20 protein-coding genes, 2 tRNA genes and 1 other annotated feature are annotated in these 20,806 nt (G+C 45.3%); of the genes, 11 read left to right on the top strand and 11 right to left on the bottom strand.

Going from position 1 to position 20,806, the window contains the following annotated elements; genetic code table 11:
• A partial coding sequence (locus tag AB4232_RS16015) for a nodulation protein NfeD (RefSeq protein ID WP_372087504.1) occupies window positions 1-705 on the top strand: 705 nt, incomplete at its 5' end.
• Between the two features lie 70 nt (window positions 706-775).
• Window positions 776-1,573, top strand: a complete 798-nt coding sequence (locus AB4232_RS16010) for a slipin family protein (protein WP_004729804.1) — start codon at window positions 776-778, stop codon at window positions 1,571-1,573.
• 116 nt (window positions 1,574-1,689) lie between these two features.
• Here the strand turns inward: AB4232_RS16010 and trpA are convergent, their stop codons facing one another.
• From trpA to AB4232_RS15975, 7 genes are all read right to left on the bottom strand, one after another.
• Entirely contained in the window at window positions 1,690-2,496 is an 807-nt protein-coding gene (gene trpA, locus AB4232_RS16005; RefSeq protein ID WP_017080965.1) for a tryptophan synthase subunit alpha, read from the bottom strand.
• Window positions 2,496-3,686: a tryptophan synthase subunit beta gene (gene trpB / locus AB4232_RS16000; RefSeq protein ID WP_009848758.1), complete on the bottom strand. Its 1,191-nt coding sequence runs from the start codon at window positions 3,684-3,686 to the stop codon at window positions 2,496-2,498. Before trpB ends, trpA begins: the two co-directional genes overlap by 1 nt.
• Window positions 3,687-3,816: 130 nt before the next feature.
• Window positions 3,817-5,268, bottom strand: a complete 1,452-nt coding sequence (trpCF, locus tag AB4232_RS15995; RefSeq protein ID WP_372087503.1) for a bifunctional indole-3-glycerol-phosphate synthase TrpC/phosphoribosylanthranilate isomerase TrpF — start codon at window positions 5,266-5,268, stop codon at window positions 3,817-3,819.
• Window positions 5,269-5,288: 20 nt separating this feature from the next.
• Window positions 5,289-6,284 carry an anthranilate phosphoribosyltransferase gene (trpD, locus tag AB4232_RS15990; RefSeq protein WP_017085903.1) on the bottom strand — a complete coding sequence of 332 codons (996 nt, stop codon included), beginning with the start codon at window positions 6,282-6,284 and terminating at the stop codon, window positions 5,289-5,291.
• A gap of 9 nt (window positions 6,285-6,293) precedes the next feature.
• Entirely contained in the window at window positions 6,294-6,920 is a 627-nt protein-coding gene (locus tag AB4232_RS15985) for an aminodeoxychorismate/anthranilate synthase component II (RefSeq protein WP_161685898.1), read from the bottom strand.
• A gap of 2 nt (window positions 6,921-6,922) precedes the next feature.
• Complete coding sequence (locus AB4232_RS15980; RefSeq protein WP_372087502.1) at window positions 6,923-8,512, bottom strand: anthranilate synthase component 1; 1,590 nt, start codon at window positions 8,510-8,512, stop codon at window positions 6,923-6,925.
• Window positions 8,513-8,637: 125 nt separating this feature from the next.
• Window positions 8,638-8,752 (bottom strand) — a sequence feature (Trp leader region).
• Window positions 8,699-8,824 (bottom strand): Trp operon leader peptide, encoded by a 126-nt coding sequence (locus AB4232_RS15975; RefSeq protein WP_135383025.1) that lies wholly within the window; start codon window positions 8,822-8,824, stop codon window positions 8,699-8,701. (Overlaps the previous feature by 54 nt.)
• Before the next feature lie 120 nt (window positions 8,825-8,944).
• On the opposite strand from AB4232_RS15975, the gene rnm reads away from it, so the two are divergent.
• From rnm to rluB, 3 genes are all read left to right on the top strand, one after another.
• Window positions 8,945-9,814, top strand: coding sequence for an RNase RNM (rnm, locus tag AB4232_RS15970; protein WP_249631846.1), 870 nt, complete (start codon window positions 8,945-8,947; stop codon window positions 9,812-9,814).
• Window positions 9,815-9,869: 55 nt separating this feature from the next.
• Complete coding sequence (locus tag AB4232_RS15965; RefSeq protein ID WP_009848751.1) at window positions 9,870-10,490, top strand: L-threonylcarbamoyladenylate synthase; 621 nt, start codon at window positions 9,870-9,872, stop codon at window positions 10,488-10,490.
• 159 nt (window positions 10,491-10,649) lie between these two features.
• Window positions 10,650-11,678 carry a 23S rRNA pseudouridine(2605) synthase RluB gene (gene rluB, locus AB4232_RS15960; RefSeq protein WP_004729784.1) on the top strand — a complete coding sequence of 343 codons (1,029 nt, stop codon included), beginning with the start codon at window positions 10,650-10,652 and terminating at the stop codon, window positions 11,676-11,678.
• Between the two features lie 204 nt (window positions 11,679-11,882).
• Here the strand turns inward: rluB and AB4232_RS15955 are convergent, their stop codons facing one another.
• The 3 genes from AB4232_RS15955 to yeiP form a co-directional block, all read right to left on the bottom strand.
• Window positions 11,883-12,374 carry an RNA methyltransferase gene (locus tag AB4232_RS15955; protein ID WP_004729783.1) on the bottom strand — a complete coding sequence of 164 codons (492 nt, stop codon included), beginning with the start codon at window positions 12,372-12,374 and terminating at the stop codon, window positions 11,883-11,885.
• A gap of 89 nt (window positions 12,375-12,463) precedes the next feature.
• Window positions 12,464-12,793 (bottom strand): HI1450 family dsDNA-mimic protein, encoded by a 330-nt coding sequence (locus AB4232_RS15950; RefSeq protein ID WP_012604336.1) that lies wholly within the window; start codon window positions 12,791-12,793, stop codon window positions 12,464-12,466.
• Window positions 12,794-12,803: 10 nt separating this feature from the next.
• Window positions 12,804-13,373 carry an elongation factor P-like protein YeiP gene (gene yeiP / locus AB4232_RS15945; RefSeq protein ID WP_009848748.1) on the bottom strand — a complete coding sequence of 190 codons (570 nt, stop codon included), beginning with the start codon at window positions 13,371-13,373 and terminating at the stop codon, window positions 12,804-12,806.
• Between the two features lie 137 nt (window positions 13,374-13,510).
• Between yeiP and AB4232_RS15940 the strand changes: the two genes are divergently transcribed.
• Window positions 13,511-14,278, top strand: coding sequence for a nucleotidyltransferase domain-containing protein (locus AB4232_RS15940; RefSeq protein ID WP_372087501.1), 768 nt, complete (start codon window positions 13,511-13,513; stop codon window positions 14,276-14,278).
• Window positions 14,279-14,427: 149 nt separating this feature from the next.
• Here AB4232_RS15940 and AB4232_RS15935 read toward each other — a convergent pair whose 3' ends face one another.
• The gene (locus tag AB4232_RS15935) at window positions 14,428-16,791 is read right to left on the bottom strand and encodes a DNA polymerase II (RefSeq protein ID WP_372087500.1); all 2,364 of its coding nucleotides are present in this window, start codon (window positions 16,789-16,791) and stop codon (window positions 14,428-14,430) included.
• Window positions 16,792-17,217: 426 nt separating this feature from the next.
• Between AB4232_RS15935 and uvrY the strand changes: the two genes are divergently transcribed.
• From uvrY to AB4232_RS15910, 5 genes are all read left to right on the top strand, one after another.
• Window positions 17,218-17,862, top strand: coding sequence for a UvrY/SirA/GacA family response regulator transcription factor (uvrY, locus tag AB4232_RS15930; RefSeq protein ID WP_004729778.1), 645 nt, complete (start codon window positions 17,218-17,220; stop codon window positions 17,860-17,862).
• A gap of 15 nt (window positions 17,863-17,877) precedes the next feature.
• Window positions 17,878-19,710 carry an excinuclease ABC subunit UvrC gene (gene uvrC, locus AB4232_RS15925; protein WP_372087499.1) on the top strand — a complete coding sequence of 611 codons (1,833 nt, stop codon included), beginning with the start codon at window positions 17,878-17,880 and terminating at the stop codon, window positions 19,708-19,710.
• Between the two features lie 46 nt (window positions 19,711-19,756).
• Window positions 19,757-20,314 carry a CDP-diacylglycerol--glycerol-3-phosphate 3-phosphatidyltransferase gene (gene pgsA / locus AB4232_RS15920; RefSeq protein ID WP_012604331.1) on the top strand — a complete coding sequence of 186 codons (558 nt, stop codon included), beginning with the start codon at window positions 19,757-19,759 and terminating at the stop codon, window positions 20,312-20,314.
• Window positions 20,315-20,580: 266 nt separating this feature from the next.
• Window positions 20,581-20,654: transfer RNA gene (locus AB4232_RS15915), tRNA-Cys, on the top strand.
• A gap of 27 nt (window positions 20,655-20,681) precedes the next feature.
• Window positions 20,682-20,757, top strand: a tRNA-Gly gene (locus AB4232_RS15910).
• The last annotated feature ends 49 nt before the right edge of the window (window positions 20,758-20,806 follow it).

Below are 20,806 nucleotides of genomic sequence, written 5' to 3'. Positions count from 1 at the left end.
ACCATCACCATCAACGGTGTCAGTCAGGAAGTCCAACTTAGTGATGTTGCTTTTGTCGAGCGAGAACAAGACTGGCGCTTTAGTTTGCTGTCAGTGATCACGAACCCGAACGTTGCATATATTTTGATGCTGATTGGTATCTACGGTTTGTTACTCGAATTCTATAACCCTGGCGTCGGGCTACCGGGTGTATTGGGGGGGATCTGTCTGTTACTGGCAATGTACTCCTTACAAATGCTGCCGGTGAGTTACGCAGGCCTTGCGTTGATTCTGCTTGGAATTGCCTTAATGGTGGCAGAGGCCTTTAGCCCGAGCTTCGGGATTTTCGGTTTGGGTGGCGTCGCCGCATTCACATTGGGCTCGATCATGCTGATGGATACCGAAGTGCCGGGTTATCAAATCGCATTGCCGTTAATTATCGGTATTAGCCTATTCTCTGTCGCTTTTATCGTTGTAACGATCTCTATGCTAGTCCGGGTGAGAAACAAGCCGGTGACTACGGGGATGGAAGCGGTTGTCGGCGACACTGGCAAAGTGGTAAGCGGCTTCCCCGGTACGGGTCGAGTATTGGTTGAAGGTGAGATCTGGCAAGCCAAATGTGCGAGTGAATTGCAAGTGGGGCAGATCATCAGAGTGACCAAGCTGACGGGGCTATCTTTGGATGTTGAAGCGCTGCCCGATGATACATCATCGAAATCTAGCTAGCGCGACATGCTAGAACAAACTTGATTGAATTATTTATTGCTTAACCATCGTTACCATTAGGGGGGCGGTTATGTTTATACACACTATAGGTATTGTCATTGTGCTCGTTATCTTGCTGATAGCCAGCATGTTCAGAGTGCTGCGCGAGTACGAGCGTGCAGTGGTGTTCTTCCTCGGGCGCTTTTACGGCGTCAAAGGGCCGGGGTTGATTATCATCATTCCTTTCATTCAACAAATCGTAAGAGTGGATCTACGAACTATCGTGTTGGACGTACCAACACAAGATTTGATCACACGCGATAACGTGTCGGTTAAGGTGAATGCCGTGGTGTATTTCCGAGTGCTGGATCCGAAGATGGCGATCAACAACGTTGAGAATTACCTTGAAGCGACCAGCCAACTTTCACAAACAACGCTGCGTTCGGTGCTTGGGCAACATGAGTTGGACGAGCTGTTGTCTGAGCGAGAAGAGCTCAATAGAGACTTGCAAGCGATACTGGATCAACACACCGATAACTGGGGGATCAAGATTGCCAATGTCGAGATCAAGCATGTTGATCTGGATGACAGTATGGTGCGAGCTCTTGCTAAACAAGCTGAGGCGGAACGTTCTCGTCGAGCTAAGGTAATCCATGCAACAGGGGAACTAGAAGCATCAACCAAGCTGAAAGAGGCTGCAGAGGTTCTTAATCAAGCGCCCAATGCCATTCAATTGCGATATATGCAAACACTAACAGAAGTAGCGAATGAGCGAACTTCCACAATCATATTCCCAATGCCCATCGATCTGGTCGAGAAGATAACCGATCCGATCAAAGCGACGCTCAATGAGGCAGCGATTAAGAAAGCGATGAAAGCTGATGAGTAGTTAGCGTGAATGACGAGTTATAAAAAAGGCTCCACAGTTGTGGAGCCTTTTAGTATTTGAATCGCTGGTTTTATTTAACGACCATTGATTACGAACGTCTATTTAATGACCGTCGATTATTTCTGCGTTGCCGCTTTCATTGGCGTAACAAACTCCGCAAGTGCTTTAAGCATTGCTTCTGGTTGTTCAACGTTGTTTTCAATGATTTTCACAACCGCTGAGCCAGAGATAGCACCTGCAGCGCCCGCTACAATCGCTTCTTTCACTTGTTCAGGAGCAGAGATACCGAAACCAAGCAGTGCTGGTGGCGCATCAAACTTGTTCAAACGATCAAGTAGGGCAGTTACAGGCATGTTTGCTTTTGTTTCTGCACCCGTTACGCCTGAGCGAGAAAGTAGGTATGTGTAACCGCCACCTAGCTCAGAAACTGATTGAAGTGTTTCATCGCTTGCTGTTGGCGGAGCAATAAAGATTGGGTGAACTCCAAACTTCTTCGCAGCAGCAACAAATTCGCCGCTTTCATTGGTTGGTACATCAGCAATCAATACTGAATCGATACCTGCTTTTGCGCAGCGTTCGTAGAAGTTCTCAATACCACGTGCGTAAACCAAGTTCGCGTACATCAGTAGGCCGATTGGCAGCTCTGGGTATTTAGCGCGAATTTGACCAATAAGATCAAAACACACATCTGGCGTTACTTTAGAATCTAAAGCACGAATGTTTGCGCCTTGGATTGTTGGGCCATCTGCAAGCGGATCAGAGAATGGAATACCAAGCTCAAGTGCATCTGCACCCGCTTCAACCAAGGTTTCCATGATCTTAAGTGATTGCTCAGGGTTAGGATCGCCAACCGTTACGAATGGTACAAATGCGCCCTGATTCTTTTCAGCTAAGCGAGTGAAGAGTGATTGATAGCGATCCATTATAATGCTCCTTTCTCTTTAAGAATGTCGTGTACAGAGAAAATGTCTTTGTCACCGCGACCAGATAAGTTAACGACTAATAGCTGTTCTTTCTCTGGGTCGTCGTGAGCCATTTTAACAGCATGAGCCAAAGCATGAGATGACTCTAGCGCTGCAATTATACCTTCTTTACGTGCAATCAATTGGAACGCTTCTAGCGCTTCGTCATCGGTCACGTTGTCGTATTCAGCACGGCCAATCGCATTTAGGTGCGCGTGTTGAGGACCAACTGATGGGAAATCTAGACCCGCAGATACAGAGTAAGACTCTTCTACTTGGCCGTTCTCATCTTGCATCAGTGGGGCTTTCATACCGAAGAAAATACCGGTTTTACCGTGTTTAAGCGGCGCGCCGTGTTGGTCAGTATCAATACCTTTACCAGCAGGCTCTACACCGATTAGGCGAACAGACTCTTCTTCAATGAAATCAGCGAACATGCCGATAGCGTTTGAACCACCGCCAACACAAGCGATAACGGCATCAGGAAGGCGACCTTCACGAGCTAGAATTTGGTTTTTCGTTTCTTCACCAATCATGCGTTGGAAATCACGAACAATCGTTGGGAATGGGTGAGGACCCGCTGCAGTACCCAATAGGTAGTGCGCGTCTTCATAAGTTGCAGACCAGTCACGTAGCGCTTCGTTACATGCATCTTTTAGCGTTGAAGAGCCAGAATGAACAGGGATAACCTCTGCGCCCATTAGTTTCATACGGAACACGTTCGGGCTTTGACGTTCAACGTCTTTTGCACCCATGTAAACACGACACTTAAGGCCCAATAGAGCACAAGCTAGAGCCGTTGCCACACCGTGTTGGCCTGCGCCAGTTTCAGCGATGATTTCTTGCTTACCCATACGTTTTGCTAGCAGCGCTTGACCAAGTACTTGGTTTGTCTTGTGAGCACCGCCGTGAAGTAGATCTTCACGCTTTAGGTACAGTTTAGTTTTTGTACCTTTAGTCAGGTTACGCGTTAGCGTTAGTGCCGTTGGACGACCTGCGTACTCTTGCAGAAGCGTCATGAATTCACTGCGGAACTCAGGATCGGCTTGTGCATCGATAAATGCTTGTTCTAGTTGGTCTAGTGCTGGCACTAGGATCTGCGGTACGTATTGACCACCGTATTCACCGAAGTAGGCATCGAGTTTAGCCATTGTGTTATTCCTTCAATTCTATCGATGTGTATTCACACCAAGTCATTTAATCTTGTTTAAGCTTCGCAAAGGCAAAGCTCACAAATATGTTTTTAGTTTCTGCTTTCTAATTTCTAGCGCCGAGCTTGGACTAGTAATTACGAATCGCTGCAAAAGCGCGTTGCAGTTTGTCTGCGTCTTTTTTACCTGGAGCGGATTCAACGCCTGAGTTTAGGTCTAGTCCTAAGCAGCCTAGTTTCGCTGCTTGGTTAGCATTGTCTGGGTTTAGGCCACCCGCCAACATGATTGCGCTTTGGTTTTTGATTAGGCTCCAATCGAACGCTTGACCTGTACCACCCGTTTGAGAACCTACTTTAGTATCTAGCAGGTGACGAGTCACGTTGCTTTTCAGTAATTCTGATAGCGCGCTTTTAGCACCGTTTTCAGCACCATAAGCAACACCGTAAGCTTTCCAAATCTCAACGCTTTCAGGTAGAGATTGTTTTAGTTCATCGACAAATGCTTGAGACTCATCACCGTGTAGTTGCACCGCAAACAGACCGAGTGCAGAAACTGTGTTAGCAACGTCAGCAATACTATGATTTTGGAACACACCCACGTAGTTCAAAGGTGCGCCGCTCATGGTTAAACGAGCTGCCTCGATATCTACATGACGCTTAGACGCTTCAACGAAAATCAAACCACCGAATACTGCACCTGCTTGATACGCTTTCGCGGCATCGTCAGAGTGAGTTAAACCACACACCTTGTTTTCACCGAGCGTCACTTTACGCACTGCAAGTTCAAGGTTCTTTTCAGCCATGAGAGAGCTGCCGATTAGGAAGCCGTCTGCAAACGTTGAAAGGTCACGAACTTGTTGATGTGTGTAGATGCCAGACTCTGAAATCACGACTGCGTTTGGAGCCAGTTCGCGAATCAGCGGAGCCAACTCTTTAGTACGGTTCAAATCAGTCGAAAGGTCACGTAGGTTACGGTTATTAATACCGATCACTTTTGCTTTTAAAGCGACAGCGCGATGAAGTTCTTCTTCGTTGCTGACTTCGGTTAGTACACCCATATTTAGCGAGTGAGCGACGTCAGTAAGTGCTTTGTACTCTTCGTCATCCAATACCGATAGCATTAGCAAAATTGCGTCAGCTGAGTAGTGACGAGCTAGGTAAACTTGGTAGGTATCAACCATGAAGTCTTTACAAAGAATAGGTTGCTTAGCAATGCTGCGAACCTTTGGTAAAAACTCAAAGTCACCTTGAAAGTATTTCTCGTCTGTCAGTACTGAAATTGCGTTGGCGTGGTTGTTGTACACCGATGCAATGTAGTCCAAATCAAACTCGTCACGGATTAAACCTTTTGACGGAGATGCTTTTTTACATTCAGTGATGAAAACGGTTTGTTCGCCGCTCAGTGCATCATAAAAGCTGCGGTCTGTTGCGGTTAGTGACGCCTTAAACTCGTCTAATGGTTGAGTCTGCTTACGCGCTTCAACCCATTGGTATTTGTCACGAACGATTTTTGCTAATACTTCCGCCATTTCAGCTTCTTTGACTGAAACGTGGGTCGACAATTTATCGGTAGTCTGTGTCATGTTCTTTGTCTCGTCGTTCGTTAGGCGTGTGCAGCAAGCTTTTGTACAAGCTCGTATGCTTTGCCAGAGTTCATCGCGTCAATCGCTTGCTGTGCGTTGGCTTTTAGATCTTCGTGACCAAATAGACGCATTAGCAGAGCAACGTTGACTGCCACTGCGCCAACTTGAGCATCAGTACCTTTACCCGTCAGGATATCGGTTGTGATGGCTTTGTTCTCTTCTGGCTCGCCGCCCTTGATTGCTTCAAGAGGGTGAGTGTTCAAACCAAAGTCAGCTGGAGTCACTGTGTACTCATGAATCTCGCCATCTTTAATTTCAGCAACGATAGTCTCGCCATGAATAGCCACTTCATCAAGGCCGCTACCGTGCACAACGGCAGCACGCTTCATGCCCATTTGCAGCATGGTTTCCGCGATAGGGCGTACTAGCTCTTTGCTGTAAACACCCATTAACTCGATGTTAGGGCGAGCAGGGTTAATCAGTGGACCAAGGATGTTGAAGATAGTGCGTGTTTTCATCGTTTGACGAACAGGCATCGCGTGACGTACACCGACGTGATACTGCGGAGCAAATAGGAATGCAACGCCAAGCTCGTCGACTGCAGTACGAGTGTCTTCTGCTGTCATTGCTAGGTTAATACCGAACGAATCCAGTAAGTCAGAAGAGCCTGATTTGCTCGATACGCTGCGGTTGCCGTGCTTAGCTATTTTTAAACCACACGCTGCTGCTACAAATGCAGAAGTTGTAGAAATGTTGATGGTGTCATGACCGTCACCACCTGTACCTACGATGTCTGCAAAATCGTAATCAGGACGTGGGAACGGGTTTGCATTGGCAAGCAGTGCTTTCGCTGCGCCAGCGATTTCATCCGGCGTTTCGCCTTTGATTTTCAGTGCAGTAAGCGCAGAAGCCATCAAGATTGGGTCTAGTTCACCCTTGATGATGACATCAAACAGTTGTTGGCTTTCTTCTTGAGTAAGAGACTGCTGTTCGTAAAGTTTATTAATCTGTTCCATGATCGTTTCCTATTTCTCGTTCTTCTCAAGGGTAGAGCTTTTCTCTAGGTGAAGAGGTTTCTCAAGAGCCCATTCGATAGCGTTTGCAAGAAGCGTTGCACCGTAGGTTGTCATAATTGATTCAGGGTGGAATTGGAATCCACACACCTTGTCTTGTTCTTGAACCACAGACATCACCAAATCATCGACTTCAGCGGTCACCGTTAGGCTATCGGATACATGCGTTGCAACCAGAGAGTGGTAGCGAGCGATAGCCAGTGGCGAAGGTAAGCCTTGGTAAGTCGCATGGTTTTGGTGTTCCATCATCGACACCTTACCATGAATGATTTCGCCAGCGCCTGCAACGGTGCCGCCGTAGGCTTCAACAATCGCTTGGTGGCCTAAGCAAATACCAATCATTGGTACTTTGCCTTTTAGAAGCTGAATCAGCTCTGGCATACAGCCCGCATCTGCTGGAGCGCCAGGGCCTGGCGAAAGCAGTGCAACAGGGTTGTCTAGTTCGTTGATCGCCGCTTCAACTACCTTTGCAGGAATGTTGTTACGGTAAATTTTCACGCTGTGACCTAATGAACGGAACTGGTCTACAAGGTTGTAAGTGAATGAGTCGAAGTTATCGATGAATACAATATCAGCCATGATTACGACTCCTTATTACTTGTTAGGTTTTTAGTATGAGCTGCTTGAATCGCAGAGATGACCGCTTGAGCTTTGCCGCGAGTTTCATCTGCTTCTGCTTGTGGATCTGAATCGAACACCACACCCGCGCCCGCTTGTACTTGTGCTACGCCATCTTCAACGTAAGCAGAACGAATTACGATACAAGTATCTAAAGTGCCTTCACCGGTTAGGTAACCGACTGCACCACCGTAGCTACCACGACGTGTTTTTTCTACGTCACGGATAAGCTGCATTGCGCGGATTTTTGGTGCGCCCGTTAGCGTACCCATGTTCATACAAGCTTGGTAAGCGTGCAGGGCATCTAAGTCTTCACGTAGTTGACCAACAACACGAGAAACCAAGTGCATTACATGGCTGTAGCGATCAACTTTCAGCAAGTCTGCTACGTGGCGAGTGCCGGCTTCTGCAATACGTGCCACATCGTTACGAGCTAGGTCGACTAGCATCATGTGTTCAGCGTTTTCTTTCTTGTCGGTACGCAGTTCAAGTTCAATGCGGCTATCTAGGTCGAAATCAATTTGGCCATTCGGGCGCTTACCACGACGACGAGTACCAGCAATTGGGTAAATTTCGATTTGGTTGGTTTCAGTTTCGTACTTCAGTGCACTTTCTGGAGAAGCACCAAACAGAGTAAACAGCTCATCTTGCATGTAGAACATGTAAGGGCTTGGGTTACTTTGCTTGAGTTCTTTGTAAGCCGCCAGTGGCGCAGGGCAAGGCAGAGTGAAGCGGCGTGAAGGTACCACTTGGAATACATCGCCTTTAACTACGTACTCTTTTAAGTCACGAACCGTTTGGCAGAAGTCTTCATCTGAAACGCTTGGTACAGCTTCAACGTTGTCGAGCGGCGTTACTTCTGTGATGGCTTTCAATGACTGACATTGTGTCTGAATGTCAGCTAGACGTTCAGTTAATTGTGTTCTGATGTTTTCATCTTGAGTGAACAAGCTCGCGTGAAGCAGACCTTCGTTCTCTTGGTGATCGAAACGCAATAGTGTTTCCGCAACGTAGAAAACAAAGTCAGGGCAGTTGTTAGTCGCTTCAGCATCACCTAGCGGTTCAAAGTTCGCCACGATGTCGTAAGCGAATAGGCCCGCCATGAATAACGCGTGCTTGTTATCAGCGTCTTGCTCAAAGCTGTGTTGAACCAAACGCAATGCATCGAATGAAGACGCTTCTCTTAAACGTGAGTCTTCATCTAATTCGTTGCTTGGCTCGACAAAAGTCAGCGTCAAAACGTTATCGGTAAGGTCAGATTCAATTTCTGCTTTAACGTTTTGAGTTAGATGTTCGATAAGCGCTTGACCATTTTCAGTCAATGCTTGGAAGGTTACTTCATGTCCGCGACATACGATGCGAACAGCAGAGTCGATAAGGAGTAGGCTTGTCAGGTTCTGTTTAGATTCAATCTCAGCAGATTCCAACAACAGACTGTCTGTTTTGTTTTCACACAAAGTATGAAAAACGCTGGTTGGATCTTGCGAGTAAGGAACTGAAGAATTGATGACCTCAATGGTTCCCAGCTTTTTGATTTCAATGGCCTTGTTCACAAGACCTCCTTTATGATTCTTTAAATTTCCTGCCGTACATAGTCGCATAAAGATACCTTTCACCCAATCTAGAATATGGTCAAGTCGATGATTTGTTAGTCAGTTGAATGTGAGATGTTCGACAAATTAAAAAGCCCGCTATGAAAGCGGGCTTAGTGATAACTTTTTTATAAACAAACTGTTTAATTAGAAGTACACGTTGGCCCACCAAGAACTTGTCCAAGTGCGCCACCAATTAAGGTCTGAACTTGCTTCTACTGAAGAAAGTTCTAAAACTTTATCTTTATGGTTTTGGTTAAATTCTTGTAACATAGTGAACCTATCAAATGTGATACTTCGTATTTGCGTACTAGTTAACTAGTTTTGCGCTTGCAGGTCAAGTGCGTTGACACAAATATAACGATAAAAATTGAAAACAATGAAAAAGAATATATGAGAATTGATCTACATAGTCATACAACAGCCTCAGATGGCCGACTTACTCCACCTGAACTGATTGACCGAGCGCTAGGCTTTAACATCGAAGCGTTAGCGATTACAGATCATGATACGACTGATGGGCTTGCAGAAGCACGCAGCTATATTGCTGATAACAACCTTCCTATCCAGTTGATCAACGGCATTGAGATTTCGACCGTTTGGCAAAACAAAGATATCCATATTGTTGGGTTAAATGTTGATCCGGAGTCACCAGAGCTAAAAGCGTTAATTGAACAACAGAAGCAACACCGTGTTGGGCGTGCAGAGATGATTGCTCAACGTCTTGAGAAAGCGACTCGTGAAGGCTTGCTAGAAGAAGTTAAATTGATTGCGGGTGATGCGCCTATCACTCGTGCTCACTTTGCTAAGTGGTTAGTCGATAACGGCTACGCAAAAACCATGCAGCAGGTGTTTAAAAAGTTTCTGACTCGCAATAACCCAGGTTATGTGCCGCCAACGTGGTGTTCAATGAGTGATGCTGTAACGGCTATTCATGCTGCTGGTGGTCAAGCGGTATTAGCTCACCCTGCGCGATATGGCCTTACCGCCAAGTGGGTTAAACGCCTTCTCGCTGCATTTGTTGAAGCAAATGGTGACGCTATGGAAGTGGCTCAACCTCAGCAAGCGCAACAAGAAAGACGCACACTTGCGGATTATGCTATACAATACAAACTATTAGCCTCCCAAGGCAGCGACTTCCATTACCCATCCCCATGGATGGAACTTGGACGTAATCTCTGGCTACCTTCTGGGGTCGAAGAAGTATGGAAAGATTGGGAGTTTCAAACGGTTTCACCAACTGATACCGATGATAGTATTTAGGTGAACCAGCTCCTTCTGATGATAGAGTCGAGAGATTCGATAACGAGGATCAACAATGAGCCAGTTTTTTTATGTACACCCAGATAACCCACAAGCGCGCTTAATTACTCAAGCGGTTGCGATTATTCGCAATGGCGGCGTTGTGGTTTATCCAACAGATTCCGGTTATGCGCTGGGCTGTCAGCTTGAAAACAAACAAGCACTTGAACGCATCTGTAAAATTCGTCGAATCGATGATAAGCACAATTTCACGTTGTTATGCCGTGACCTTTCTGAATTGTCACTGTATGCACGAGTTGATAACGTTGCTTTCCGTTTACTTAAGGCACACACGCCCGGTGCTTATACGTTTATCTTCAAAGCAACTAAAGAAGTGCCAAAGCGTTTGATGAACGCTAAGCGTAAAACGATTGGTATTCGTGTACCAGACAACAAGATTGCACTTGACCTGTTGGAAGCAATGGGCGAGCCATTGATGTCGACGTCTCTGATTCTTCCGGGTAACGAGACAACTGAGTCGGATCCAGAAGAAATTCGCGACAGCCTAGAGCATGCGGTTGATGTCATTTTGAATGGCGGCTACTTAGGTGAGCAACCGACTACGGTTATTGACTTCAGTGACGATGACGCCGTTGTTTTACGTCGTGGTGCCGGCGATCCAGCGCCGTTTGAATAATAGCGTTACTGATTAACAGTCGGTAACGAAACAGCAAACCTGCCACAGTAAATAACAAGTGCTTTTTGGCAGGTTATTTGCGATAATACGCGACCGCGATTTGGTCGCGAAAAATTCATTCGACGTCTGTGAAGACGACAATTAGGTAGAAAAGAGTAAATGAGCGAAAAATTACAGAAGGTTTTAGCGCGAGCTGGTCACGGTTCTCGTCGTGAACTAGAAGGTTTAATTAAATCTGGTCGTGTAAGTGTTAACGGTCAAGTTGCGAAATTGGGTGAGCGTCTTGAAGACGAGAACTCAGTGATCCGTATCGATGGCCACACTATTACAGGCAAAGCCTCTGAAGAAGTGGTTTGTCGTGTACTTGCTTACTACAAACCTGAAGGTGAGCTTTGTACTCGTCATGATCCTGAAGGTCGCCGCACTGTTTTCGATCGTCTACCTAAGATCCGTGGTTCTCGTTGGATTTCAGTTGGCCGTCTTGATGCAAACACATCGGGTCTTTTGCTTTTCACTACTGATGGTGAACTTGCAAACCGCCTAATGCACCCAAGCCGTCAGGTTGAGCGTGAGTACCTAGTACGTGTGTTTGGTGAAGTGACTGAGCAAAAAGTTAAGAACGTGACTCGTGGCGTTCAACTTGAAGATGGTATGGCTCGTTTCGAAGACGTGGTTTACGCTGGCGGTGAAGGTATGAACCATACTTTCTACGTAGCGATTAACGAAGGTCGTAACCGTGAGGTTCGTCGTCTTTGGGAATCACAAGAAACAACAGTAAGCCGTCTGAAACGTGTACGTTACGGTGATATCTACCTTGATAAGAAACTGCCTCGTGGCGGTTGGAAAGAGCTAGATCTTCAAGAAGTAAACTACTTGCGTGAGCTTGTTGAACTTCAGCCAGAAAAAGAGACACTGTTGGATCTTGATCCTGCAAACACTTCTCGTAAGCGTGAGCGTTCTCGTAGCCAAAAAATTCGTCGTGCTGTTAAGCGTCACGAAGAGCGTGCAAATGCTCCTAAAGGCCGTAGCAACCAGACTAAGCGTAAGAAGCCTGCTACTCGCGGAACTACAACACCTGATTCAGGTCGTAGTGCTCCAGCGACCAATGGCAAGCCTCAGGCTACCAAAAAGCCTAAACTGAACAACGGACGCCCGGCTAAACCGGCTAAGCCAAGATCACGTAAGTAATTACACCAGTAGTTGCTACAGTTCTTAAGCTTAAAGCTTAATCCAACGTTTCGAATACTAAAAAACCTGCTAACTTAGCAGGTTTTTTTTCGTCTTGAATATGGCGCAGTTCAAATCATGTGGAAGTGCTTACCAAGTAGAAACGATTAACTAGGTAGAAGTGCTTCACTAGCTAGGGTGACTAGCTATGGACTACGATTGGTTTTAGGTCACTTTCAAATGATTAGAAAAATTATCACCCTTCGCCATGCGGTCATACAAAATGACATTGACCGCAGCAGCAAGGTTCATGCAGCCATTAGTCGGAACGTAGATGGTTTCACGACAGAAGTCCGTGATCTCTTTTTTCAGAGTCCCATCTTCAGGGCCGAAGATATAAAAAGCACGAGGTGGGTGCTTATAATCAGGCAGAGGCTTAGCGCCTTCTATCAAATCAACCGCGATTGGTACGCAGCCAACTGGAATAATGTCTTTCAGGTCTTCAACACCAATTAATGGTAGCTCAAGGTGCTTTTCTTTGGTGTCGGTATGAAACTGTCGAGCGTGGTCATAACGGGTGCCAGTATAAAATACAGAGTTTGCTCCGTAGCAACCAGCCGCTCGCATAACTGAGCCAACATTTTCAGGTGTTTTGGGATTTACTAATCCAACACAGGCATAGCCTTTGGATAGGGTATCTGTCTTTGCTTTGGTCATAATTTTGTAGAGTTGCAGTTTGGTAAAGTGATGAGGCTATGAAGTCGTAAGAAAACCAGCTCAGTACTCTGAGCTGGTTTAAGAAGAGCCTAGTCGCGTTTCCACAACATGTGACAGAACTTGTGTTCAGGGTCACGGCTGATCAGTAGACGAGCGAATACGTCATCTAAGACATCATCAGCTTCATTTACAAGACCAATGCGTACTTCAGCGTAGATCTCTTTGTCGACTTCAAAGCCAACATGTTCAACCCAATCGTCACCAGTTTCAACAAGTTCTGCAGCGCCACGATCTTCAAACTGAGCCGTGAATAAGATCACGTCTGCAGGTTCAAGGTTGTCAGCAGCCATCTCTAGAAAGATGTCGTATGCAGTGTCAATTGCATCGTCGTAAGACATTAGGTCGTTAGCTTCGGTCATAATCAGTATCTTAGCTTGCGCGGTTCATGTATTTACGTTCAGCTGTGTTCACAACAACTTTGTCGCCAGTTGCAATGTACTCAGGAACTTGAACAGTAAGGCCTGTAGACAGACGAGCTGGTTTAGTACGAGCTGAAGCAGATGCACCTTTGATTGAAGGGTCTGTCTCTTCGATTACTAGCTCAACTGAAGTTGGTAGCTCAAGAGTCGCCGCAGTACCGTCGATAAGAATCGCGTACATACCTTGCGTATCTTCGTTGATGAACAGCAGTTCGTCTTCGATCATTTCACCGTTGAAGATGAATTGTGTGTAATCTTCGTTATCCATGAAGATGTACTCGTTGCCATCAACGTAAGAGAACATCACTGCACGCTTAGTTACGTCGATCGTTTCAACGATTTCGTCAGCCTTGTGACGAACTTCTGTTTTAACGCCAGTTGCTACATCGTGACCACGGAAGCGGTAAATCTTTTGACCGCCACGGCCACCTGGTGTTGTTACTTCGATATCTTTAACTAGTACTGTTTTGCCATCAACATTGATCGCAAAACCTTTTTTAATCTCACTTGCTCTAGGCATTTTGTGTTTGTCCTTATTGGGTCTATCCGGTGATTATATCTCGTAGACGCTATAAATAGGAATAGCTTGAATCATAAAGTCACCTAAGCGATCATAGAGAGACAGTTAAATCATTATTTTATTTACCGAAACGACCTATGCAGCTATCTGTTATTGACCCAACACAGCCATTTCAACCCGAATTTCAACCTGTGGTTAACGATCTGATTACCTTTCTAAAAGGTGGATTAGGTTCTAATCTGCACAGTGTCTATGTTTATGGCAGTGTGGCACGCAAACAAGCCGTTGTCGGTCGCTCGAATCTAGATGTGGTTGTGGTTACCCATCGTCCTTTCCCAGATCAACGAACCACGCTGCTGAATACGATCAAATGGCGCTTCCAAAAGAGCTTCCCTCAGGTCACTCAAGTGGCGATCAAAACCACCTTGGTGAGCGAGATAGTTGATTTCGACAATATCTTTACGTGGGGCTTCATGCTTAAGCATTTAGCTGTGTGTGTGCATGGTGAAGATTTATCAGACTGCTATGGCGATTTCGAAACGAGTTGGGAAATTGCTAAGCATTGGAATATGGATGCGGAAAATTGGTTAGCGGTTTATCGTAATAAGATTGCCCGAGCAACAACGCCTGAGCAACAAGTCGCCGCGCAGGTGATTATTGCCAAGAAGCTTCTGCGAGCCAGTTATTCTTTGGTTATGTACCGAGACAAGAACTGGTTCGATGCGCCTATGGAGTGCGGTCAACAGTTCTTGAGATATCATCCAGAGAAAGAAGTCGAGATTCAAAGATTGGGTATTTTGCTGTCTGGGCGTGCGATTCCTAAACGTTCAGTAATAGGGATTCTTGATGGCTTTGGTGAATGGCTGGTTAAGCAGTATCAGAAAACTGAGTTTCGAATCGGATAGGGGGTCGTAAGCTATCAAGATCGTAAGCTATCCATTGATATGAAAAAGCAGAGCGAGTTAAGAACTCCTCTGCTTTTTTCGTTTTGATGTCCGGTTCGAGTTTTAATAGATATCTCGAGTCTAATGTCGCCTCGAAAAGAGAATTAAATCTAGAACAGGCCTAGTTGCTGCCCGCTAACTCTTTCAAAATCTAAACCAATGAAGGGCAAAATCGCTTCTGCGACCGGTTTAATCTGCTTGTCGATGTAATGTTGATAATCGATGCCACTCTTTAAGTACTCCTTGGGCTCAGGGCCACTCAGCGTAATCAAATATTCAATACGTCCTTTGTTTTGGTATTGAAGTGGGCGACCGAGCTGAGCATTGATCTCATCGGCTAATCTTGCTGCGCGAACCTGTGGCGGAATGTTCTTCTGGTATTCATGCAATTTACGGCGCAAGCGCTTTTGATAAACCAGTAGGTCATCGTGTTTGCCTGCGGATGTTTCATCGACAAACTGTCTAACATAATCACTTGGATCTTGGTCGTGAAAGACCATCTCATACAAGGTTTGTTGGAACTGTTGTGCGAGAGGCGTCCAATCGGTTCGTGCACTTTCAAGGCCTTTAAAAATGATCTTCTCTTGGTCACCTTGATTGATTAAGCCTGCATAACGTTTCTTCGATCCTGTCTCAGAGCCCCGAATTGTCGGCATTAGAAACTTGCGGTAATGGGTCTCGTATTCCAATTCAAGTATCGAGGTGAGGTTGTAGACCTCTTTCAGGTGATTCGTCCACCAGTCGTTGATGTAAGCCACAAGAGAGTGACCAATCTCGTCTGCTTGTTCTTGCTCAAAACTGCCATTAAGAGACACGAAAGTTGAATCGGTATCTCCGTAAATTACTTGATACCCTTTATCTTCGATCAGAACCTTGGTTTGCTTCATGATCTCATGACCACGCATGGTGATCGATGACGCCAATCGAGTATCAAAGAAACGACAACCAGAAGAACCCAGCACACCATAGAAAGAGTTCATGATGATCTTAATCGCCTGAGAAAAAGCTTTCTCGTTATTTTTCTTTGCGACATCACGCGCTGCCCAGAGATTTTCGATCATCTGTGGTAGAAAGTGCTTAGAGCGGTGGAATTGACCGCCACGAAACCCAGCCACTGCTTGGTCTTCTTCAGAGCCTAACTCTAACTTTAGTCCTTCAATTAACCCCATCGGGTCAATTAAGAAAGAACGAATGATCGATGGGTAAAGGCTCTTAAAATCGAGTACCAACACAGAGTCATAAAGGTTGGGAATCGAATCCATCACATAACCACCGGGGCTAGCGATCCAGTTCTCAGGCTCTAAGTTCGGCGCGACGTAACCCGCTCGGTGTATCTGAGGCATGTATAAGTTAGTAAAAGCAGCGACAGAGCCGCCAACGCGATCAAGTTCAACACCAGTTAAGCGAGAACGTTCAATAGCAAAATCGAGTAGGTGAGTGTGTTCGAAGATTCGGTTTACTAGCACACAGTCTTGAAGGTTGTACTTGGCAAGTGAAGGTTTATCGAACTTAAACATTCGATTGATTTCATCCATGCGGTCATGAACATTATGAATGTCTTTGCCTTCGCCCAGTAACTCTTGTGACACGGACTCAAGAGACCATGACCTGAAATGGTAGGTTGCTGTTTTAAGCATATCGATACCATCTAAGACCACGCGACCAGGAATGGTAATGAACCCCTGCTGGTTTTGTGCGGAGCTGCGAAAGAAGCTCGGTTGATTGTCGCGACCAATACTGAGTTTCACTTCGTTCCATTCTGAACGTTTGTGCAGCAGCCTAAAGTCGAAATCAATGACATTCCAACCGATGATGATGTCCGGGTCAAACTCGGAGAACCACGCAATCATAGCTTCAAGCAGCGCTTTCTCGTTGGTAACCCATTGGATATTGGTATCTGCTTCTTGTGGATCGCCAATCATTATCACTCGGCTATCCATTGGACTGTCTAGGCCGATGGAATAAAGCACACCTTTTTCCGAACACTCAATATCAAGCGAAACCACAGACAAGTTTGGCAAGTAATCGCCAGCTCGGCATTTTGCGTTCGATACTCTGCGATGCTGTCTTTTTGAAGTGATAGTGCCTGTGAATTCGATACTGCCCTTGATAAAGCGTTCCATCAAGAAACGATCGGCGAGTCGAATATCGCTTTCAAAGGTTTGGATTTCTTCACCGTTAAAGGCTTGAGCTAACCCGAAGCTGCTTCTCGATAAGGAAGTGTAACAAGCGGCTAAAGGGGTTTGGTCAAATGTCGCCAACTCTAAAGGCTTAAACTGACAATCTATGGCCTCTTTATCGGCAATAGATTGGCACGTTTCGATATCAGATTGAGCAACAAAAAAGACAGGCTTTTCATTTTGAATTGTCAGTAGAGTAGGGCCTTGAGGGGTGCTTAACCACAAGTCGATTTGTGTGCGCCCTGAAAAGTCTCTTGCTTGTCTTGTGAGTACAAAGCCTTGCTGAATATCCAATGTAGTAACCTATTGAAATTGGGAATCGAATACTACCACCTAGCGACCCTCAGCGCATAACCGGCAGCAAAAATACTAACTAAATTCTAGTTAACAGAGGCAAATAACGGGACTCTATAAGCAAATAAGTGAAATTGTCGCGAATGGCTATTCAATGGTATTGAAAATATCTTTATCTTGTGTAATTTTATTGGGTGTTGTTTTAACTGGTTGATTTTTAGAAAAAGCTTGTTGTTTTAGTTGGCTTGTTTGTTAATAAGTACTTGCTAAAGTTCGTGTTTCAGCACATATTCAACAGAGCTTTTTTTTAGTAATTAAGTTAAGATATACTCAATGCTGCGATTCACTGTTCCTTTGTTCAATTGTTTCAAACAGATGAAATGACACAGTGGTTGCAGAGCCAATTAATAGTGTGGAGATACAAGTTTGATAAATGTTTTCCTTGTAGATGATCACGAGCTGGTTCGCACAGGGATACGACGTATTATTGAAGACGTCCGTGGAATGAACGTAGCAGGGGAAGCTGAAAGCGGTGAAGATGCTGCAAAATGGTGTCGTACTAACAATACTGACGTTATTTTGATGGATATGAATATGCCTGGTATTGGTGGCTTAGAAGCAACCAAGAAAATCTTGCGTTTCAACCCTGATGTTAAAATCATCGTTTTAACTGTTCATACGGAAAATCCGTTTCCAACTAAAGTGATGCAAGCTGGAGCTGCTGGTTACCTTACTAAAGGGGCAGGTCCGGATGAAATGGTAAATGCAATTCGAGTGGTTAATAGTGGCCAACGATACATTTCGCCAGAAATTGCGCAGCAGATGGCTTTGAGCCAATTCTCGCCTGCGTCTGAAAATCCATTCGCAGACTTATCTGAACGTGAACTTCAAATCATGATGATGATTACCAAAGGTCAGAAAGTGACGGATATTTCAGAACAACTCAATCTAAGTCCTAAAACAGTCAACAGTTACCGCTACCGCTTGTTCAGTAAGCTGGATATCAGTGGCGATGTAGAGCTGACGCATTTAGCGATTAGACATGGAATGTTAGACACTGAGACCCTTTAACACTGAGATCGTATAGTGACCAACTTGTTTGACTCAGTCTCATTCCTCAAGACAGTAACAGAGCAGCCCGGCGTTTATCGAATGTATAACGCCGAGGCTGTTGTTATTTACGTCGGTAAAGCTAAGAACCTCAAAAAACGCCTTTCCAGTTATTTCCGTAAAAAAGTCGACAGTGAAAAAACACGCGCTTTAGTCAGCAATATTGACAAGATCGATGTCACTGTAACGCACACGGAAACAGAAGCGCTCATCCTTGAGCATAACTACATCAAGCAGTACTTGCCTAAATACAACGTACTTTTGCGTGATGATAAGTCGTACCCTTATATTTTTATTAGCGGTCACAAGCATCCTCGTTTGTCGATGCATCGTGGTGCTAAAAAGAAAAAGGGCGAATACTTTGGTCCTTACCCTGATTCCGGCGCTGTGCGTGAGACGTTGCACCTAATACAAAAAATCTTTCCTGCTCGCCAGTGTGAAGATACGGTTTATGCCAACAGAACGCGCCCGTGTTTGATGTATCAGATTGGCCGTTGTGCTGCGCCATGTGTCAGCTCAATCATCTCTGATGAAGAGTACAGTGAACTTATCGACTACGTTCGTCTGTTCTTGCAAGGGAAGGACAGGTTAGTCCTTGAGACGCTCATCGAAAAGATGGACACAGCAAGCCGAGAGCTTCGCTTTGAGCAAGCTGCCGCGTTCCGTGACCAAATCCAAGCGATTCGACGCGTGCAAGAACAACAATATGTATCCGACGATTCAATGGAAGATATGGACGTGTTGGGCTTTGCTCAAGAGAATGGCGTAGCGTGTATTCATATCTTGATGATTCGCCAAGGCAAGGTTTTAGGCAGTAGAAGCCATTTCCCGAAAATTCCCAACAATACGGTGCGAGAAGAGGTTTTTTCGAGCTTTTTAAGCCAATACTATCTTGCGCATAATGAAGCGAGAACCATCCCAACTCGTTTGATTCTCAATGCCGATTTGATGGAAGATATCACACCGATTCAAGAAGCCTTGTGTGAAGTGGCGGGTCGTAAGATTCACTTCAATACCTACCCTTCAGGTACTCGAGGTCGTTACCTTAAACTCTCGAATACCAATGCATTGACGGCTATTACCACCAAAATTAATCACAAGATGACCATCAACCAGCGCTTTAAAGAGCTTCAAGAAGTGTTGTCGATGGATGTGATTAAACGGATGGAATGTTTTGATATCAGTCATACCATGGGTGAAAGTACGATAGCGTCTTGTGTGGTGTTCAATCAGGAAGGCCCTGTTAAGCCGGAATACCGCCGTTACAACATCACTGGCATTACCGGTGGTGATGATTACGCGGCAATGGCTCAGGCGCTTGAGAGGCGTTACTCGAAGCAACTTGATGTCGATAAGATCCCAGACATCATTTTTATCGACGGTGGTAAAGGTCAGCTCAACCGCGCTCATGAGATCATTTCTCAATATTGGGGTGATTGGCCATTTCGACCAAGAATGATGGGTATAGCCAAAGGGGTTACGCGTAAACCGGGTTTAGAAACCTTGGTGACTCTTGAAGGCGAAGAGTTCAATTTACCCAGTGATGCGCCAGCGCTACACCTTATCCAACATATTCGTGACGAAAGCCATAATCATGCTATTGCCGGGCACAGAGCAAAACGTGGTAAAACGCGTAGAACCAGTGCACTTGAAGGAATTGAAGGGGTAGGGCCTAAGCGTCGTCAATCTTTGTTGAAATATATGGGTGGCTTACAAGAACTTAAGCGTGCAACTGTCGAAGAAATAGCCAAAGTGCCGGGCATTAGTCATTCTTTGGCAGAAAACATTTATCAAGCATTGAAACAATAGTAAAAATCCCGCACCATTAAAGCGCAATTGATAAGAGCCTAATAATATGCGTTTGAATATACCTAACATTTTGTCCTTACTGAGACTATTTTTAATCCCAGTATTCGTTGTTGTTTTTTACCTACCTTATGAATGGGCTCCTTTTGCTGCTGCAATGGTGTTTTGGGTAGCGGGTTTTACTGACTGGCTAGATGGCATGCTGGCTCGTAAACTAGGACAAACGTCTCGCTTTGGTGCCTTTATTGACCCAGTGGCGGATAAAGTGCTCGTTGCTACTGCTCTTATCTTAGTTACCGAGCATTATCACTCGATCTGGGTGACTATTCCTGCTGTGACCATGATTGGTCGTGAAATTATCATCTCGGCGCTTCGTGAATGGATGGCTGAAATCGGCAAACGTGCAAGCGTTGCGGTATCTTGGGTTGGTAAAGTAAAAACCGTTTCTCAGATGTTCGCTCTTTGGGTACTTATCTGGCGATACGACGACTGGATGGTTTGGGTGGGTTACATTGCACTCTATGTTGCAACCGTTCTTACTTACTGGTCAATGGCGCAATACTTGATGGCCGCCAAAGATGATTTGTTAGACGAAAAACACCATTGATGAAGAAGCGAGCTGAGGCTCGCTTTTTTGATCTTTAACCTAAGGTTAAATTATCAATAGTGGATATCTAATGTGATATAGATCTCCTTTGAATAGCCTGTCCACAAAGTGCTTTGCACACAAAGTCAGCTATTTAGCCTGTTTCGTATAAAATCTATTCAAACGAATTAAAAATACAAAAATAATATTGACTCAAACGCTCGAATCCGTAGAATGCATCCCGTACCCAAGAGGATGGCAATAAGCGATTCGATTGGAGTTACTAAGGCGCCTTGGCAGAGTGGCTATGCAGCGGATTGCAAATCCGTGGACCTCGGTTCGACTCCGGGAGGCGCCTCCATTATCTCTTTCGTAGAGTAATGAAAATGCGATACTAGCTCAGTTGGTAGAGCGCAACCTTGCCAAGGTTGAGGTCATCGGTTCGAACCCGATGTATCGCTCCAAAATTTGTAATGTTGATTGGCGTCAGCATTAAGATGGTGTTTTACTTTT

This window comes from Vibrio sp. 10N.286.46.A8, from assembly GCF_041470165.1.
GTDB classification, from domain to species: Bacteria; Pseudomonadota; Gammaproteobacteria; order Enterobacterales; family Vibrionaceae; genus Vibrio; species Vibrio tasmaniensis_A.
This window is presented reverse-complemented; position numbering and strand designations above follow the sequence as displayed.

Coding starts and splice junctions, on each gene's coding strand:
- trpA (WP_017080965.1), bottom strand. CDS start 2,496: ATGGATCGCTATCAATCACTCTTCACTCGCTTAGCTGAAAAGAATCAG.
- AB4232_RS15975 (WP_135383025.1), bottom strand. CDS start 8,824: ATGTTACAAGAATTTAACCAAAACCATAAAGATAAAGTTTTAGAACTT.
- AB4232_RS15950 (WP_012604336.1), bottom strand. CDS start 12,793: ATGACCGAAGCTAACGACCTAATGTCTTACGACGATGCAATTGACACT.
- rnm (WP_249631846.1), top strand. CDS start 8,945: ATGAGAATTGATCTACATAGTCATACAACAGCCTCAGATGGCCGACTT.
- AB4232_RS15955 (WP_004729783.1), bottom strand. CDS start 12,374: ATGACCAAAGCAAAGACAGATACCCTATCCAAAGGCTATGCCTGTGTT.
- AB4232_RS15965 (WP_009848751.1), top strand. CDS start 9,870: ATGAGCCAGTTTTTTTATGTACACCCAGATAACCCACAAGCGCGCTTA.
- trpCF (WP_372087503.1), bottom strand. CDS start 5,268: ATGACACAGACTACCGATAAATTGTCGACCCACGTTTCAGTCAAAGAA.
- yeiP (WP_009848748.1), bottom strand. CDS start 13,373: ATGCCTAGAGCAAGTGAGATTAAAAAAGGTTTTGCGATCAATGTTGAT.
- AB4232_RS15940 (WP_372087501.1), top strand. CDS start 13,511: ATGCAGCTATCTGTTATTGACCCAACACAGCCATTTCAACCCGAATTT.
- rluB (WP_004729784.1), top strand. CDS start 10,650: ATGAGCGAAAAATTACAGAAGGTTTTAGCGCGAGCTGGTCACGGTTCT.
- trpB (WP_009848758.1), bottom strand. CDS start 3,686: ATGGCTAAACTCGATGCCTACTTCGGTGAATACGGTGGTCAATACGTA.
- pgsA (WP_012604331.1), top strand. CDS start 19,757: ATGCGTTTGAATATACCTAACATTTTGTCCTTACTGAGACTATTTTTA.
- trpD (WP_017085903.1), bottom strand. CDS start 6,284: ATGGAACAGATTAATAAACTTTACGAACAGCAGTCTCTTACTCAAGAA.
- AB4232_RS15985 (WP_161685898.1), bottom strand. CDS start 6,920: ATGGCTGATATTGTATTCATCGATAACTTCGACTCATTCACTTACAAC.
- AB4232_RS16010 (WP_004729804.1), top strand. CDS start 776: ATGTTTATACACACTATAGGTATTGTCATTGTGCTCGTTATCTTGCTG.